Origin of the sequence: Muricoccus pecuniae, from assembly GCF_014199205.1 — a bacterium.
GTDB lineage: Bacteria > Pseudomonadota > Alphaproteobacteria > Acetobacterales > Acetobacteraceae > Roseomonas > Roseomonas pecuniae.
The window spans coordinates 349,243-365,536 of the sequence record NZ_JACIJD010000001.1 but is presented as its reverse complement, the minus strand read 5'-3'; the positions used below and the strand labels follow the sequence as shown (position 1 = coordinate 365,536).

Annotated in this window: 12 protein-coding genes; 9 read left to right on the top strand and 3 right to left on the bottom strand. The window is 71.7% G+C overall.

Features of this window, described 5'->3' with window-relative positions:
• Positions 1–162: 162 nt before the first annotated feature.
• On the bottom strand, positions 163–1,341 hold the full coding sequence (locus FHS87_RS01625) for a glycosyl hydrolase family 8 (protein ID WP_184513119.1): 1,179 nt from the start codon (positions 1,339–1,341) through the stop codon (positions 163–165).
• Between the two features lie 546 nt (positions 1,342–1,887).
• Between FHS87_RS01625 and FHS87_RS01620 the strand changes: the two genes are divergently transcribed.
• The 8 genes from FHS87_RS01620 to FHS87_RS01585 all read left to right on the top strand — a co-directional run bounded on the left by FHS87_RS01620 (position 1,888) and on the right by FHS87_RS01585 (position 13,029).
• Entirely contained in the window at positions 1,888–2,610 is a 723-nt protein-coding gene (locus tag FHS87_RS01620) for a response regulator transcription factor (RefSeq protein ID WP_184513116.1), read from the top strand.
• 101 nt (positions 2,611–2,711) lie between these two features.
• The gene (locus FHS87_RS01615) at positions 2,712–5,795 is read left to right on the top strand and encodes a PAS domain-containing hybrid sensor histidine kinase/response regulator (protein WP_184513114.1); all 3,084 of its coding nucleotides are present in this window, start codon (positions 2,712–2,714) and stop codon (positions 5,793–5,795) included.
• A gap of 304 nt (positions 5,796–6,099) precedes the next feature.
• Positions 6,100–7,065 carry a UDP-glucuronic acid decarboxylase family protein gene (locus tag FHS87_RS01610; RefSeq protein WP_184513112.1) on the top strand — a complete coding sequence of 322 codons (966 nt, stop codon included), beginning with the start codon at positions 6,100–6,102 and terminating at the stop codon, positions 7,063–7,065.
• A 10-nt stretch (positions 7,066–7,075) separates the two neighbouring features.
• Entirely contained in the window at positions 7,076–8,056 is a 981-nt protein-coding gene (locus tag FHS87_RS01605) for an NAD-dependent epimerase/dehydratase family protein (RefSeq protein WP_184513110.1), read from the top strand.
• Positions 8,057–8,280: 224 nt separating this feature from the next.
• A complete protein-coding gene (gene hpnA, locus FHS87_RS01600; RefSeq protein ID WP_312861842.1) occupies positions 8,281–9,264 on the top strand; it encodes a hopanoid-associated sugar epimerase in 984 nt (327 codons plus the stop codon).
• Positions 9,261–10,415, top strand: coding sequence for a glycosyltransferase (locus FHS87_RS01595; RefSeq protein ID WP_184513107.1), 1,155 nt, complete (start codon positions 9,261–9,263; stop codon positions 10,413–10,415). Before hpnA ends, FHS87_RS01595 begins: the two co-directional genes overlap by 4 nt.
• Entirely contained in the window at positions 10,412–12,385 is a 1,974-nt protein-coding gene (gene shc, locus FHS87_RS01590; protein WP_221299357.1) for a squalene--hopene cyclase, read from the top strand. Before FHS87_RS01595 ends, shc begins: the two co-directional genes overlap by 4 nt.
• The gene (locus tag FHS87_RS01585) at positions 12,382–13,029 is read left to right on the top strand and encodes a phosphorylase family protein (RefSeq protein WP_184513105.1); all 648 of its coding nucleotides are present in this window, start codon (positions 12,382–12,384) and stop codon (positions 13,027–13,029) included. Before shc ends, FHS87_RS01585 begins: the two co-directional genes overlap by 4 nt.
• Here FHS87_RS01585 and hpnH read toward each other — a convergent pair.
• Together hpnH and ispH are read right to left on the bottom strand one after the other, a co-directional pair.
• Positions 12,982–14,187, bottom strand: coding sequence for an adenosyl-hopene transferase HpnH (gene hpnH / locus FHS87_RS01580; protein ID WP_184513103.1), 1,206 nt, complete (start codon positions 14,185–14,187; stop codon positions 12,982–12,984). The two genes, FHS87_RS01585 and hpnH, sit on opposite strands and share 48 nt — an antisense overlap.
• A gap of 14 nt (positions 14,188–14,201) precedes the next feature.
• Positions 14,202–15,170, bottom strand: coding sequence for a 4-hydroxy-3-methylbut-2-enyl diphosphate reductase (gene ispH / locus FHS87_RS01575; protein WP_184513101.1), 969 nt, complete (start codon positions 15,168–15,170; stop codon positions 14,202–14,204).
• 188 nt (positions 15,171–15,358) lie between these two features.
• On the opposite strand from ispH, the gene FHS87_RS01570 reads away from it, so the two are divergent.
• Positions 15,359–16,291 carry a ferritin-like domain-containing protein gene (locus FHS87_RS01570; RefSeq protein WP_184513099.1) on the top strand — a complete coding sequence of 311 codons (933 nt, stop codon included), beginning with the start codon at positions 15,359–15,361 and terminating at the stop codon, positions 16,289–16,291.
• Positions 16,292–16,294 lie beyond the last annotated feature (3 nt).

The window sequence follows — 16,294 nt, the reverse complement described above, 5'->3', positions numbered from 1 at the left end:
CGCTCGGGAAGGACGACCCTACAGCACAACCGTGGATGGGTCTGCATTATCGATGCAGGGGCGCACCGGAAGGCCAGCCGGGGTCGAGCAGCCCCGTCCGTTCGCCGATTCGCTACCGGTCCGCGCGCGGCCCGGCGCGGGCCCCCTCACCCGGCCGGCAGGTCAGCGGCGGCCGGGGGAGAGGAGCGAGAGCAGCCAGGGTTGCGAACTGGCCCCCGCCGTTGACGGCGAGGAGCCCGGATTGCCCGGCTCCGGCACCGACAGGTCGCGCCAGGCCAGCTGCGACATCATGACGAGGGAGGCCGCGTAGTAGTGGGGCGCCCCCGCGACGCGGGGAAGGAGCGCCGCGCGGCCCGAGCCGTAGAGGCTGGCCTGGGCCAGCCGCTCGACGGCCCGCTGGCCGGCATCACCGCCATAGGGAGCGATGGCGTTGGTGCGCAGGTCGGCCCAGGCCGGCGGCGAGGCATGGGCGGGATCGCTCCAGAACTCCACTGCGGAGCGCAGCGCGGCGCCGTCGGTGCGCCCCCCCCAGGCAAGGTAGAGGGGCACCCGAACCGCGTCGTAGGAGAAGCGCGGGGGCCAGCCCGCCGCCAGCCCGGGCCGGCCGGCGCCGCGCGGCAGGGTCACCCAGTCCGGCGGCAGCCGCCAGCGCCCGAAGCGCGCGCGGGAAGCGAGCGCGACGCCGCTCTCCTCCAGCGCGCGCCAGTGAGGTGAAGGCAGCACGCGGTCCAGCGCCCGGAAGGCGGGGATGACGTAGTAGCTGGGATTCAGCACGAGGTGGTCCGGCCGGAAGAAGCCCTCGGCTCCCGGCAGCAGCACGATCTCGTCCCCCTGGGACAGCACCACGCGGCGCAGCAGGTCCCGGCCCATCTGCACGGCGAGCGCGCGGTGCTGCGCCGCCCCCCAGCGCTCCGCCGCCTCGGTCAGGGCCCAGGCCACCATTAGGTCGCCATCCGTGGCGTTGTTCAGGTCGCTCACGGGTGTCGCGGTCCCCGGGCGGTAGCGCCAGGCGAGCAGCGCGTCCGTGGGCCGGCGAAGCACCGTCCGGGTCCATGAAAGGACGCGCTCGAAGGTCGCGCGGTCATCGGCCCGCACGGCGAAGAGCAGTGCCGCACCCTGCCCTTCGGAATGCGAGATGTTGCCGTTCCCCGTGTCGAGCACACGCCCTTCGGGGGTGACGAAGCGCTGCCGGAAGGCCGGCCATTCCGTGGGGACGGTGGCGAGACCCGCCCTGGGCCGCAGGGCGAGAAGGCCGCCGGCGCAGGCGGCCAGCACGGCACGGCGTGCCGGGCGCGGAGCGGCGGGCAGCCATGGGTGAGCGACCAGCTTTTCCGTCGTCATGTCGGTCTGCGCTCCGGCGGCGTGGTGGGCATGGGCGCCGATGCCGTGGCGCCCTGCGCAATCGTTAGCCACCGCGCCCGGCAGCTTCGAGTAACCTTCGCGTTATGGTTGTATTAAGGGATCCAAAACACCCTCACGTTGTGCGAAGTGTCGCCGCTCAACAGCGATAGTCTCACAAAGAATCACTTTGGGCGAACACTCCTGCCATTCCGCCCGGAGTGGCCGGGCTTTGCCATGCAGGATCTGTGTTGTGCGGGACACAACCGATCTTCGCTGACATGAGCGGTCCTCTGGCTCGCGCAGTCCGCTTCGGGGAGACGGACCGGAAAGTGAGGTCGGCCTGAGGCAGCAACCCTGAAAATCCCTGGCTTTCCAGCGGCGTTCCGGGAACAAGCTTCGGCCAGCTGTCAGGGGATGAGCCAAGTTCCTTGAATAACGAGACGGGAACAAAATTGTGGAAACTGACACTCTCTTACTGCGTGTGGATTCCTGCTCTCTCTCGCCTTAATGTTGTTCTCTCGTGATCGTGCGCAGAGGGAAACCCTGATGTCTGGCTCTCGGCCAGTTCTTGTCCTGGAAGACGATGCCAGCGTCGCCGCGACCATCTGCAATGCCCTCGTCCGCGACGGTTGGAGAACCGAGCGGGCCTCCACCCTCGCCGAGGCGCGCGCGCGGCTTCGCCAGGACAATCCGCGGATCGCCGTGGTGGACCTCGGCCTGCCGGACGGCAACGGCATCGCCTTCGTCCGCGAGGCAGCGGCTCGCCCCGATCTCGGCGTGATCGTGGTGAGCGGGCGGGCCGACGAGGTGGACCGGGTCGTGGGCCTGGAGGTCGGCGCCGACGACTACCTCGCCAAGCCCTTCTCCCTGCGCGAGATGGTGGCCCGGGTCCGCGCGCTCAGCCGCCGGCTGGACGCCATCGCCTCCACCGCGGCGGAGCCGCAGGCACCGGCGACGCTGGAGACGGCGGGATGGAGCATCGGCGGCGTGCAGCTCGAGCCGAGCCGGCTCCGCCTCGTCGCGGGCGACGGCACGGAAACCCGGCTGACCGGTGGCGAGGCGGGGCTCCTCACCCTTCTCCTCGAGGCCGCCGAGCACTTCGCGCGCCGGGAGACGATCTCGGAGAAGGTGCTCGGCCGGCGGCTTCTCCCGGAGCAGCGAGGGGTGGACCAGCTCGCCTCCAATCTCCGTCACAAGCTCGCCCAGGTCTCCGACGGCAAGGTCACCGTGGCCGCGGTCCGCGGCCAGGGCTACCGGTTGGTATGGTAATCGCGCCACGGCGGGGAGCCGGCCCGGCGGCACGGCTCTCCGCGACTGTCCACAACCCCGCGTTATTCTAGCAACGATCGAACAATCGGTAGCGACGCTGGATGCCTCGATCGCCGGACCGCGCGGCCATGGCCCTGGCCGATACGCAGCGCCCATCCCCTGACGCTACCAACTGCGCGCTCCCGCCCCGCTTCGGGGCGCTCATACGCTCCCTGCCCGGCGCCGCCCTGCTCCTGTCGGCCGATAGGTTCCGCATCCTGGAGGCGAGCCCATCCCTGCTTCGGGCGAGCGGAGCCGGGATAACCGGGCGTCCGCTCGCCGATCTCGTCCCCGGCGCGCTCGGCGCCGTACCGGATGAGGCGGCCGAGGCTCTCCAGGCCCTGCTCCGCCGGGCCCGGGAGACCGGGCGGCCAGGCTCCCTCCCGCCGCGGCCATGGGGAATGGCGGGCGACGCCCCCGGCGGGCGGGTCCGCGCCCTGAGCGCCGCACCGGTTCCGGGCGAGGACGGCGCGGTCGAGTTCATCCTTCTCCAGGCCGAGGACGTCACGGAGCGCGAGGCCGATCGCGCCCGCCTCGCCCATGCGCTGAAGCTGCAGCGCGTGACCGGCCGCACCGCCCGGCTGGGAGGCTGGGAGATGTCGCTGGCTACGGGCCGGATCGCCTGGGCCGAGGAGGCCTGCGCGGTGCTCGACCTGCCGCCCGGCCATGTCTCGGGCCTGCGCGAGGCGCTGTCCTTCGCCCTGCCGGAATGGCGGGCCGGGCTGCGCGCCGCCTTCATGGGCTGCTTGCGCAACGGCACCGGCTTCGCGAGCGAGGTGGAGATCGTCGCCGCCCGGGGCTGGCGCAAATGGGTCCGCATCGTCGGCGAGGCCGAGCGGGACGGCGCCGGGCGGGTCCGCGGCGTTGCCGGGGCGATCCAGAACGTCTCCGAGCGCAAGGCGGTTCAGGAGGCCAACCAGCGGCTCGCCGAGCGGCTGGCGGCGCGGGTGGGCGGGATCACCGATGCCTTCCTCACCCTCGATAACGCCTTCCGCCTCACCTACGCCAACCCGATGGCGCTCGCCCTGCTGGCCATCCCCGATGCGGAGAGGCTGGGCCAGCCCGTCTGGGAGAGCCCGGGCTTCGCGGCGGAGGGCCCCATCGGGCACCGCCTGGCCGCCGCCGCGGCGGAGGGGCGCACCCTGCGCTTCGAGGCCTTCCTCGATGCCGCCGGGCGCTGGTTCGACATCCACGCCTTCCCCACGCTGGGCGGCCTGACGGTCACGCTGCACGACGTGACGGAGCGGCGGCGGGAGCAGGAGAAGCTGCGCCTGCTGGAGGCCTGCGTGGCGCGGATGAACGACATCGTCGTCGTGACCGAGGCGGCGCCGATCGACGAGGCGGGGCCGCGCATCGTCTTCGTCAACGACGCCTTCGAGCGGCGCACCGGGCTGGTGCGCGAGCAGGTCTATGGGCAGACGCCGCGCATCCTGCAGGGCCCGGGCACGCAGCGCGCCGAGCTGGACCGCATCCGCGCCTCGCTGGCCGCCTCGCGCCCCGTGCGGGCGGAGCTGATCAACTACACCCGCACGGGCGAGGAGTTCTGGACCGAGCTGGACATCCAGCCCGTGGGCGACGCCGATGGCCGCATCACCCACTGGGTCGCCGTGAACCGCGAGATCACGGAGCGGCGACACTACCAGACCCAGCTCGAGGAGCAGGCCGCGCTGCTCGACCAGGTGGGGGACAGCATCCTCGTCCGCACCATGGACGGTCGGATCTCCTACACCAACACCAGTGCGCAGCGCCTCTACGGCTTCAGCGCGGAGGAGATGCTGGGCGAGGATCCCCGCGCCCTCATCCACGAGCGGCACGAGGCGCTGGAGGACGCGATGGCGGAGCTGCTCGCCTCCGGTCACTGGGCGGGCCAGCTCTTCCAGCGCTGCAAGGACGGCACGGGCATCGTCGTCGAATCCCGCTGGACCCTGATGCGCCACGCCGACGGCGCGCCGCGCGCCATCCTCTCCGTCAACACCGACATCACCGGACGGCTGGAGCTGGAGGCGCGGCTGCGCCAGTCGCAGCGGCTGGAGGCGGTGGGGCAGCTCACCGGCGGCGTCGCGCACGACTTCAACAACCTTCTCACCGTCATCCTCGGCAATGCGGAGATCCTCGCCGAGAGCCTCGTCGGGGACGACGAATTGCGCGACATGGCGGAGATGACCATGGCCGCGGCGGAGCGCGGCGCGGCGCTGACGAACCGCCTGCTCGCCTTCTCGCGCCGCCAGGCGCTGGACCCGAAGGTGACCGAGGTGAACCGCCTGCTGGCCGGGCTCGGCACGATGCTGCGGCGGACGATCGGCGAGCACATCGACCTCCGCCTGCTGCGCGCCAACGATCTCTGGCACGCGATGATCGACCCGCCGCAGCTCGAGAACGCCGTGCTCAACCTCTGCATCAACGCGCGCGATGCCATGCCCTCGGGCGGGCGGCTGACGATCGAGACGCGCAACATCGACCACGACACCGGCTTCGCCGTGCCGGAGGGGGAGCTGGCGCCGGGCGAGTACGTGATGATCGCGGTGTCGGACACGGGCACGGGCATGGAGCCGGAGGTGCTGGCCCGCGCCTTCGAGCCCTTCTTCACCACGAAGGAGGTTGGCCAGGGCAGCGGCCTCGGCCTCAGCATGGTCTACGGCTTCATGAAGCAGTCGGGCGGCCATGCGAGCATCTATTCGACGCCCGGCCTGGGCACGGCGGTGCGGCTGTACCTCCCCCGCGCGCATGGCCGCTCCGCCCCCGAGCCCGCCGCGCCCGTGGTGAGGGGCGCCGGGGGGAGCGAGCGCGTGCTGCTCGTGGAGGACGACGCGCTGGTGCGCGAGCACGTGGCCGCGCAACTACGCGAGCTCGGCTACCGCGTCGAGGTCGTCCCCGGCGCGGCCGAGGCGCTGGAGGCGCTGGCGGCGCGGAACTTCGACCTGCTCTTCACGGACATCGTCATGCCCGGCGGCATGGACGGGCTGGGCCTGGCGGCCGAGGCGCGGCGGCTCCATCCGGGCCTGCGGGTGCTGCTCACCTCGGGCTACACCGAGGGCGCCCTCACCTCCTACGGGCCGCCGGAGCCGGACGTGATGATGCTGAGCAAGCCCTACAAGCGGCGCGACATGGCCGAGGCCGTGCGGCGGGCCCTCGACCACGGGCGCTGATCCCCCGGGGGCGATCCACGATGCATTTCTGCATCACCGCGCGATCACCGTGCGCGGAGGCGGGCGGAGTACCGGCCGCCCCGGAGGGGGTGGGAATAGGAGACGGCGGAATCCGGGGTTACACTCCGGCCCGACGCCCCTGGCTGCCCGAGGAGAGACCGGCGATGGATTCTGGCGAGTGGAACACCCGCACCATGCCCCTCCCGCAGCTGCGCGCGAAGGCCGGGCGGGGCTGAGGAGGCCGGCGCCGCGCCCCGGCGGGCGCGGCCGGCATCCGGAAGACCTGCCCCAGACGGAGTTCCCCATGCATTTCCGCAAGCGAGTCCTCGTCACCGGGGGCGCGGGCTTCCTCGGCTCGCATCTGTGCGAGAGGCTGCTCGAGCGCGGCGATCACGTGATCTGCCTCGACAACTACTTCACCGGCACGCGCGACAACATCGCCCACCTGCTCTCGAACCCCTATTTCGAGGCGATCCGGCACGACATCACCTTCCCGATCTATCTGGAGGTGGACCAGATCTACAACCTGGCCTGCCCGGCCTCGCCGGTCCACTACCAGCACGACCCCGTGCAGACGACGAAGACGAGCGTGCACGGCGCGATCAACGTGCTCGGCCTCGCCAAGCGGCTGCGCGTGCCGGTGTTCCAGGCCTCGACGAGCGAGGTCTACGGCGATCCCGCCGTCCATCCGCAGGTCGAGGAGTACTGGGGCAACGTCAACCCGATCGGGCTGCGCTCCTGCTACGACGAGGGCAAGCGCTGCGCCGAGACGCTGTTCTTCGACTACCACCGCCAGCACGGGCTGCAGATCAAGGTGGGGCGCATCTTCAACACCTACGGGCCGCGCATGCACCCGAATGACGGGCGCGTGGTCTCGAACTTCATCGTGCAGGCACTGCGCGGCGAGCCCATCACCATCTATGGCGAGGGCCGCCAGACCCGCTCCTTCTGCTACGTCTCCGACCTCGTCGAGGGCTTCATCCGGCTGATGGAGTCCGAGCCCGGCGTGACGGGGCCGCTGAACCTCGGCAACCCCGCCGAGTTCAGCATCCTCGAACTCGCCGAGATGGTGCTCGCCGAGGTCGGCGGGCCGAGCCGCCTCGTCTTCAAGCCGCTGCCGAGCGACGACCCCCGCCAGCGCCAGCCCGACATCAGCCGCGCCAAGGCAGTGCTGGGCTGGGAGCCGCGGGTGCAGTTGCGCGAGGGCCTCCGGGCGACCATCGCCTATTTCGAGCGGGCGCTGGGGCGCCCGGCCGAGCAGAGCCTCTGAGCCGCGCCGGGTGGGCCGTGTTCTCGTCACCGGCGCGGCCGGCTTCATCGGCGCGTATCTCTGCCGCGCCCTCCTCGCCCGCGGCGAGGAGGTCGTCGGGCTCGACAACTTCAACCCGTACTACGACCCCGCGCTGAAGGAGGCGCGGCTCGCGGCGCTGACGGGGGATGCCGCGCCGGGCGCCTTCCGCATGCACCGGGCGGATCTGGCGGACACCGAGGCGGTGCTGGCGCTGATGGCCGGGGATCGCGGGATCGACCGCTTGGTCCATCTCGGCGCCCAGGCGGGGGTGCGCTGGTCGCTCCAGGCGCCCTTCGCCTACAGCGCGGCCAATGTCACCGGCCATCTCGGCATCCTGGAGGGGGTGCGGCGCAGCGAGGGGCGGATCCTCCACACGGTCTATGCCTCCACCAGCTCCGTCTACGGCTCGCGCACGGACGGCGCCTTCCGCGAGACGGACCGGGCGGACCACCCGGCCTCCCTCTACGCCGCCACCAAGCGGGCGGGCGAGCTGATGAGCAGCGCCTATGCCGACCTCTACGGCCTCTCGCTGACGGGGCTGCGCTTCTTCACCGTCTACGGCCCCTGGGGGCGGCCGGACATGGCCTACTGGCTCTTCACCGACGCCATCCTCAAGGGCGAGCCGATCGCGCTGTTCAACGGGGGGGAGATGCGGCGCGACTTCACCTATATCGACGACATCGTGGCCGGCGTCCTCGCCGCCCTCGACCACCCGCCGGAGGGGGGCGGCCATCGTCTCTACAACCTCGGCAACAGCCGCCCCGAGGCGCTGCTGGACCTCGTGTCCACGCTCGAGGACCTTCTCGGGGTGAAGGCGCGGCGGGTGCTCAAGCCCATGCAGCCCGGAGACGTGCCCGCCACCTTCGCCGATGTCGGCGCCATGCGGCGGGACTTCGGCTGGGCGCCGACCACCGATCTCCGCACCGGCCTCGGCCATTTCGTCACGTGGTGGCGGGGTTATTTCGGATAGGCCGGCCGGTCGTTGCCTGGGCGGATCGCCCATTGGGCAAATTGCGGGACGGCAAGCCTTTGGCCTAGTGTCGGCCCGGCTTGCCGGGCGGGGTGACGCTCGGCCGGGGACCACAGAGACGGGAGTGGGCCATTCCTCACGCTGACGGGCCGATCGAGCCGCCGACCCGCCGACCCGCCCCTTCCGCCGAGGTCACGGGCCACCCGCTGCGCCCCGGCGACACGGTGCTGGTGACCGGGGCCTCGGGCTTCCTCGGCTCGGCCGTGGCGCGCGCCCTCGCCGCGCGAGGGCTGCGCCCGCGTCTTCTCCTCCGCCCCGCGAGCCCACGCGGCAACCTGGCCGGGCTGGCCCACGTGCCCGCCGACGGCGACCTGACCGACCCCGCCTCCCTGGCCCGGGCGATGCGGGGCGCGCGCTACCTCTTCCACGTGGCCGCGGACTACCGCCTCTGGGCGCCCGATCCCTCGGTGATCCTGAGGGTAAACGTGGACGGCACGCGCGACCTCATGCGGGCGGCGCTGGAAGCGGGGGTGGAGCGCGTCGTCTACACCAGCAGCGTCGCGGCGCTGAAGGTGGCGGGCGCCACCGCGCCGGTGGACGAGACCGCCCCGCTCGACCCCGACGAAGCCATCGGCACGTACAAGCGCAGCAAGACCCTCGCCGAGCGGGTGGTGGAGCGGATGATCGCCGAGGAGGGGCTGCCGGCGGTGATCGTGAACCCCTCCACCCCCATCGGCCCGCGCGACATCCGCCCGACCCCGACGGGGCGCATCATCCTTGATGCCGCGCGCGGAAAGATCCCGGCTTTCGTGGACACCGGGCTCAATTTCGCGCATGTGGACGACATCGCGGAGGGCCACCTGCTGGCCTTCGAGCGCGGCCGGATCGGCGAGCGCTACATCCTGGGTGGCGAGAACCTGTCCCTGCAAACCCTTCTTGCCGAGATCGCCCGCCTTGCCGGCCGGCCCGCGCCCCGAGTGAAATTGCCGCGCGCGCCGCTCTTCCCCCTGGCCCTGGGCGCGGAGACGGTGGCGCGGCTGACGGGCCGGGAGCCGCTGCTGACCGTGGACGGGCTGCGCATGTCCCGCTACCGCATGTTCTTCACCTCGGCCAAGGCGGAGCGGGAGCTGGGCTACCGGGCCCGCCCCTGGCAGGAGGGCGTGGCGGATGCCATGGCCTGGTTCCGCGGCGCGGGCATGCTGCCGTGAGCATCGCCCTCGGCTTCCTCGCGGCCGCGATCTGGCTCGTTCTTCTTCTCTTCCGCGGCGGCTTCTGGCTGGCCCGCGAGCGGGACGACCGGGACGCCCCGCCCGAGCCGGCGCGCTGGCCCTCCGTGGTCGCGGTGGTGCCGGCGCGGAACGAGGCGGACGTGATCGGGCGCTCCATCGGCAGCCTTCTCGCCCAGGACTATCCCGGCCCCTTCCGCGTGGTGCTGGTGGATGACGGCAGCACGGACGGCACCGCCGCCGCGGCCACTGCTGCGGCCCTTGCCGCCACGGGCCGCGCGGCGCTGGAGGTGCTGCCCGGCGCCCCCCTGCCCCGGGGCTGGACGGGCAAGCTCTGGGCGCTGGAGCAGGGCGTCCGCCATGCCACGGCCGGGGATAGGCCGGACTTCGTCCTGCTGACGGATGCCGATATCGGCCACGAGCCCGGCAACCTCCGCGCCCTCGTCGCCCGTGCCGAGGCCGGGCGCTTCTCCCTCGTCTCGCTCATGGCGGAGCTCTCCTGCGCCACCGCCGCCGAGCGCTTCCTCATCCCCGCCTTCGTGTTCTTCTTCGCCATGCTCTACCCCTTCTCCTGGGTGGCCGATCCGCGCCGCCGCACCGCCGCCGGGGCTGGCGGCTGCATGCTCGTCCGGCGCGAGGCGCTGGAGCGGGCGGGCGGGATCGCCGCCATCCGCACGGCCATCATCGACGACTGCGCCCTCGCCCGCCGCCTGAAGGCGCAGGGCCCGATCTGGCTCGGCCTGACGCGCCGGGCGCGCAGCCTGCGGCCCTATGGCGGCATCGGCGAGATCGGGCGGATGGTGTCGCGCTCGGCCTATGCCCAGCTCGGCTACTCGCCGCTGCTGCTCGCGGGGACGGTGGCGGGGATGGTGGTGACCTATCTCCTGCCGCCCGCCCTCGCCCTGTTCGGCACGGGCATTGCGGGGGCGGCGGGGCTCGCGGCCTGGGCGATGATGGCCCTCGCCTTCCAGCCGATGCTGCGCTTCTACCGCGCCTCCCCGCTCTGGGGCGCGGCGCTCCCGGTGATCGGGGCGGCCTACACCCTCTTCACCCTGCAATCCGCCGTGCAGGTCTGGCGCGGCCGGGGCGGCATGTGGAAGGGCCGGGCACAGGCCATGGCGGGCGACGCATGAAGGACGTGCCGGACAGCATGCTCGCCGCCCCCGACGCGGCGTGGCTGGAGGAGGTCGAGGCCGGGGTGTCCCGCGCCGCCGAGGCGCTGCGCCGCGAGCAGCGCGAGGACGGCCACTGGGTCTTCGAGCTGGAGGCGGACGCGACCATCCCCGCCGAGTACGTGCTGCTGCGGCAGCATCTCGGCGAGCCGGACGATCCCGCGCTGGAGGCGAAGATCGGCAACTACCTCCGCCGCATCCAGGGAGAGCACGGCGGCTGGCCGCTCTTCCACGGCGGGGCGCTCGATGTCAGCGCGTCGGTGAAGGCGTATTTCTGTCTCAAGATGAGCGGTGACAGCCCCGATGCCCCGCACATGGCGCGGGCGCGGGCGGCGATCCTGGCGCATGGCGGCGCGGCGCGCGCCAATGTCTTCACGCGCATCCTGCTCGCCATGTACGGCGAGGTCTCCTGGCGGCAGGTCCCCACCATCCCGGTGGAGATGATCCTGCTGCCGCGCTGGTTTCCCGTGCATATCTCGCGCATGTCCTACTGGGCGCGCACGGTGCTGGTGCCGCTGCTTGTGCTCCAGGCGCTGCGCGTGCGGGCGCGCAACCCGCGCGGCGTGCGCGTGCAGGAGCTGTTCGCGCCGGGCCGCGCGCCGCGGCGGCGGGTGCGCACGCATCGCCACCCCGCCTGGTCGCTGTTCTTCAACGGCATCGATGGCGGGCTGAAGGTGGCCGAGCCGCTCTGGCCCCGCCGCCTTCGTCGGCAGGCCATCGAGCGCTGCGTGGCCTTCGTGACGGAGCGGCTGAACGGCGAGGACGGGCTGGGCGCCATCTACCCCGCCATGGCGAACGCCGTGATGATGTACGACGCGCTCGGCTACCCAGAGGATCATCCGGACCGCGCCATCGCCCGCCGCTCGATCGAGAAGCTCCTCGTGATCCGCGAGGAGGAGGCCTATTGCCAGCCCTGCGTCTCCCCCGTCTGGGACACGGCGCTCACCGCGCACGCGATGATGGAGGTGGGCGGCGAGACCGCGGAGGCGACGGTGCCGCGCGCCCTCTCCTGGCTGAAGCCCCTGCAGGAGCTGGACGTGCGCGGCGACTGGGCCGAGGCGCGCCCGCATCTCCGCCCCGGCGGATGGGCCTTCCAGTACCGCAACGCCCACTACCCCGACCTCGACGACACGGCGGTGGTGGTGATGGCGATGGACCGCGCCCGCGGCCAGCTCGGCCTCGGTGCGGGCTATGACGAGGCGGTGGCGCGCGGCGCCGAGTGGACGGTGGGGCTGCAGAGCAGCAATGGCGGCTGGGGCGCCTTCGACGTCGACAACGTCCACTACTACCTGAACAACATCCCCTTCGCCGATCACGGCGCGCTGCTCGATCCGCCCACGGCCGACGTCTCCGCGCGCTGCCTCGGCATGATGGCCCAGCTCGGCGAGACGCCGGAGACGAGCCCGCGCATGCGCGCCGCCCTCTCCTATCTCGAGCGCGAGCAGGAGGCGGATGGGAGCTGGTTCGGACGCTGGGGCGTGAACTACATCTACGGCACCTGGTCCGCCCTCATCGCGCTGAACGCGGCGGGGCTGGACGGCTCGGCGCCGAGCGTGCGGCGCGGCGCGGACTGGCTGCTCTCCATCCAGAACCCCGATGGCGGCTGGGGCGAGGACTGCGAGAGCTACAGCCTGGACTACCGCGGCTACGAGCCCGCCCTCTCCACCGCCTCGCAGACAGCCTGGGCCCTGCTCGGCCTGATGGCGGCGGGCGAGGTGGACCACCCCGCCGTCGCGCGCGGGATCGAGCATCTCCGCCGCACCCAGGACGAGACGGGGCTGTGGCGGCAGGACGCCTATACCGGCGGCGGCTTCCCGCGCGTCTTCTACCTCCGCTACCACGGCTATCCCCGGTTCTTCCCGCTCTGGGCCATGGCGCGCTACCGCAACCTCAAGCGGGGCAACGCGCGGCGTCCGGCGCACGGGATGTGACGGCCGGCGCCGCGCCGGTGCTCCTGGCCACGGGGCTGCTGCGGGAGGCGCGCATCCTCGCCGGCCCCGGCGTGACGGTGGTGGCCGGCGGCGGCGACCACGCGCGGCTGGAGGCGGCGCTGGACCGGCTCGCGCCGGGCGCGCGCGGCATTCTCAGCATCGGCATCGCGGGCGCGCTGGCGCCCGGCTTGCGGCCCGGCGACTGGGTGGTGGCGGATAACGGCACCGATCCCGGATGGGCCACCCGCCTCGCCGCCCTCCTGCCCGGCGCGAGGTCCGGACCGATCCTGGGCATGGAGGCGATGGTCGCGGAGGCCGCCGGGAAGGCCGCGCTTCACCGTGAGACGGGCGCCCTCGCCGTGGACATGGAGAGCCATGTAGCGGCCAGGGTGGCCCGCCGCCACAACCTGCCCTTCGCCGCGGCCCGCGCCATCTCCGACGCAGCGGACCGCAGCCTTCCCCCCGCCGCGCGGGTCGGGATGCGGCCGGACGGGGGGATGGACCTGCCCGCCGTGCTGCGCGACCTCGCCCGCGATCCCCGCCAGATCCCCGCCCTGATCCGGACGGGGTGGGAGGCGGAGCGGGGCTTCCGCGCCCTACTCCGCGGCCGCGACCGGCTCGGGCCCGGCCTCGCCGCTCCCTGAGCGCGTGATCCTCACGCGCGGGCCGTGCTTCGCACTCGCCGGCTTCTCCGCGCGGATCTCGCTCAGCTTCTTCTCCACATGGCCGGAGAAGACGTACTGCGCCGGCCGCTGCCGATCGAGCGGGATGTCCTCCGCCATCGGCCCCTCCGTGCGGATGCCGCCCAGCGTGACGGCCAGGGCCTTGATCGGATTCGTGACCATGTGCTGCACGGCCGAGGCCTCGAAGCCCGAATGGACCATGCAGTCGGCACATTTCTCATAGTTGCCGACGCCGTACTGGTCCCAGGCCGTGTCCTCCATCAGCTCCTTGAAGGTCTTCGCGTAGCCCTCGCCGAGGAGGTAGCAGGGCTTCTGCCAGCCGAAGACCGTGCGCGTCGGGTTGCCCCAGGGCGTGCAGTGATAGGCCTCGTTGCCGGCGAGGAAGTTGAGGAACATGCGGGACTGGGTGAAGGGCCAGGCCTTGCCGCCGCGCCCGCGCGAGAGGATGCCGCGGAACAGCTCCTTCGTCCTCGTGCGGTTGAGGAAGTGCTGCTGGTCCGGCGCGCGCTCATAGGCGTAGCCGGGGGAGACGGTGATGCCGTTGAGGCCGAGCGCCGTCACGTCGTCAAAGAAGCGCGCGGTCTGCTCGGGATCGGCGTCGTTGAACAGGGTGCAGTTGATCGAGACCTGGAAGCCCTTGGCCTTCGCCAGCCGGATCGCCTCGACCGCCTTCTCGTACACGCCTTCCTGGCACACCGACTTGTCGTGCATGGCCTGGTTGCCATCGAGGTGGATGGACCAGGTGAAGGAGGGGCTCGGCTCGTAGTCGTCGATCTTCTTCGCCAGCAGCAGCGCGTTGGTGCAGAGGATGACGAACTTCTTCCGCGCGAGGTAGCCGCGCACGATCTCCGGCATGTCCTTGTGCAGCAGCGGTTCGCCGCCCGCGATCGAGACGACGGGCGCGCCGCACTCGTCGATCGCCTCCATGCACTGCTCGACGGAGAGGCGCTGGTTCAGGATCTCGTTGGGATAGTCGATCTTGCCGCAGCCGGCGCAGGCCAGGTTGCAGCGGAACAGCGGCTCCAGCATCAGGACCAACGGATAGCGCTTCCGTCCGGAGAGCTGCTGCTTCAGCAGATAGGCCCCGATCCGGGCGGCCTGCAGCACGGGAATTCCCAAGGCTGCGCTCCTTCTTACTCGGCTGGCTGGGCGAGCGTCGTGGACGAGGGTGTCCTGAGCTCGGCGGGGAGGCGGAACTCGATGTTTTCCTGGATTCCCGCCATGGCCGCAACCTCCACCTCCCCATGGGAGGTGCCGTGCCGGCGCAGGGCTGCCAGGACGTCGAGGACCAGCTCCTCCGGGGCCGAGGCCCCCGCCGTCAGCCCCACCGTGGAAACGCCCTCCAGCCAGCGGGGGTCCAGCTCACCCCCGTTGCCGATGAGATGGCTCGGCACCCCCTGCTCTTCCCCGATCTCGCGCAGCCGGTTGGAGTTGGAGCTGTTGCGGCTGCCGACAACGAGCAGCAGGTCCACCTGCGCGCAGAGCTCGCGCACGGCGACCTGCCGGTTCTGCGTGGCGTAGCAGATGTCGGACACGTCGGGCCCCTCCAAGTCGGGGAAGCGGGCGCGGAGGGCGGCGATGATGCCGCGCGTGTCATCCACGCTCAGGGTCGTCTGGGTGATGTAGGCCACCGGCGTCTCCGCCGGCAGGTCCAGGCGCTCCACCTCCTCAGCGGAGGAGACGAGATGCACAGGCGCGTCCACCTGGCCGAGCGTGCCGTCCACTTCCGGGTGGCCGGCATGGCCGATCAGCACCAGCGTGCGGCCCCGCGCCGCGTAGCGCTTGCCCTGGACATGGACCTTCGCGACGAGCGGGCAGGTCGCGTCCAGCACCGGGAGGTTCCGCGCGGCCGCCTCCTCCACCACGGAGCGGGCGACGCCATGGGCGCTGAAGATAGTGACCGCGCCGTCCGGGATCTCGGACAGCTCCTCGACGAAGACGGCGCCCTTGCGCTTCAGCGTCTCGACGACATGCGCGTTGTGCACGATCTCGTGACGTACGTAGACCGGCGCGCCGAACCGGGCGAGCGAGCGCTCGACGATGTCGATGGCCCGGACGACTCCGGCGCAGAAGCCCCTCGGTTGTGCCAGAAGAACCCGCATGCAGACCGATCCTTCCCCTCGGGCCGCCGCGGCCCGCCCCTCTAACGCAGGTTAGGCGCGGGTGCGGCGATTTCCTATAACCTAAGGGCAGCCCTCGGGTCGCAAGACCCGGCCGGGTTGCGCTTTCGTCCCGGGCGGACATTAATCGCCGCCGGCGAAGGCGCGCCGCTTCAATTCCGGGGTTCGTTATGTCGTCCAGTTCCGCCGAGGCCGTTCCCCTCGACAGCCCGAAGGTCGCAGAGGCCGACTACTACGCCCGCAACTGGACCTTCGACGCGCCGGGGCCCGTGAGGATCGGCAGCGACGCGCACGGCCAGATGTTCGCCCGCATGCTGCTGGAGACACACAACCCCTACAAGCCGCGCGTGCTGGACTGGCCGAAGCTCGATCCCGACGCCCATGCGCGGCTGACCGGCCTGCCCATCTGGGACATCGCCGTGCAGACGGAGGGCCGCGCCTCGCTGCGCGTGCTCGACTACGCCGCCACCATCATGGACCCGCTGCTGCACAGGGCGATGGTCATGGATGGCGAAGAGGAGGCGCGCCACAAGAAGGTGCTGTCCAACCTCGTCGAGGCCTATGGCGTCGTGCTGGAGCCGGAGCCGGAATACACGGGCTACCGCGATGTCGAATGGGGCTGGATGCGCACGGGCTACAGCGAGTGCATCGACAGCTTCTTCGCCTTCGGCCTCTTTGAGGCCGCGCGCCGCTCGGGCTATTTCCCGCCCGACCTCGTGGACACCTTCGAGCCCGTGATCCAGGAGGAGGCGCGCCACATCCTCTTCTTCGCGAACTGGGCGGCCTGGCAGCGCGCGCGGCAGCCCCTGTGGCGCAAGCCCTGGTTCCTGGCCAAGACGGCGGCCGTCTGGGCCGTGCTGATCTGGGACCGGCTGGTGATGGCGCGCGACCTCGGCGGTTCCTCCAAGCAGACGAACTTCACGGCATCGTCGGATTCCATCGGCGTCAGCATGAGCGCGTCGGAGCTGATCGACATCTGCCTCGCCGAGAACGACCGTCGCATGGCCGGCTACGACAGGCGCCTGCTGCGCCCGACGACCGTGCCCTTTTTCATCCGTATCGCGCGCCGCTTCATGCGCAACCCCCAACCCAGCGCAGCCTGAGGC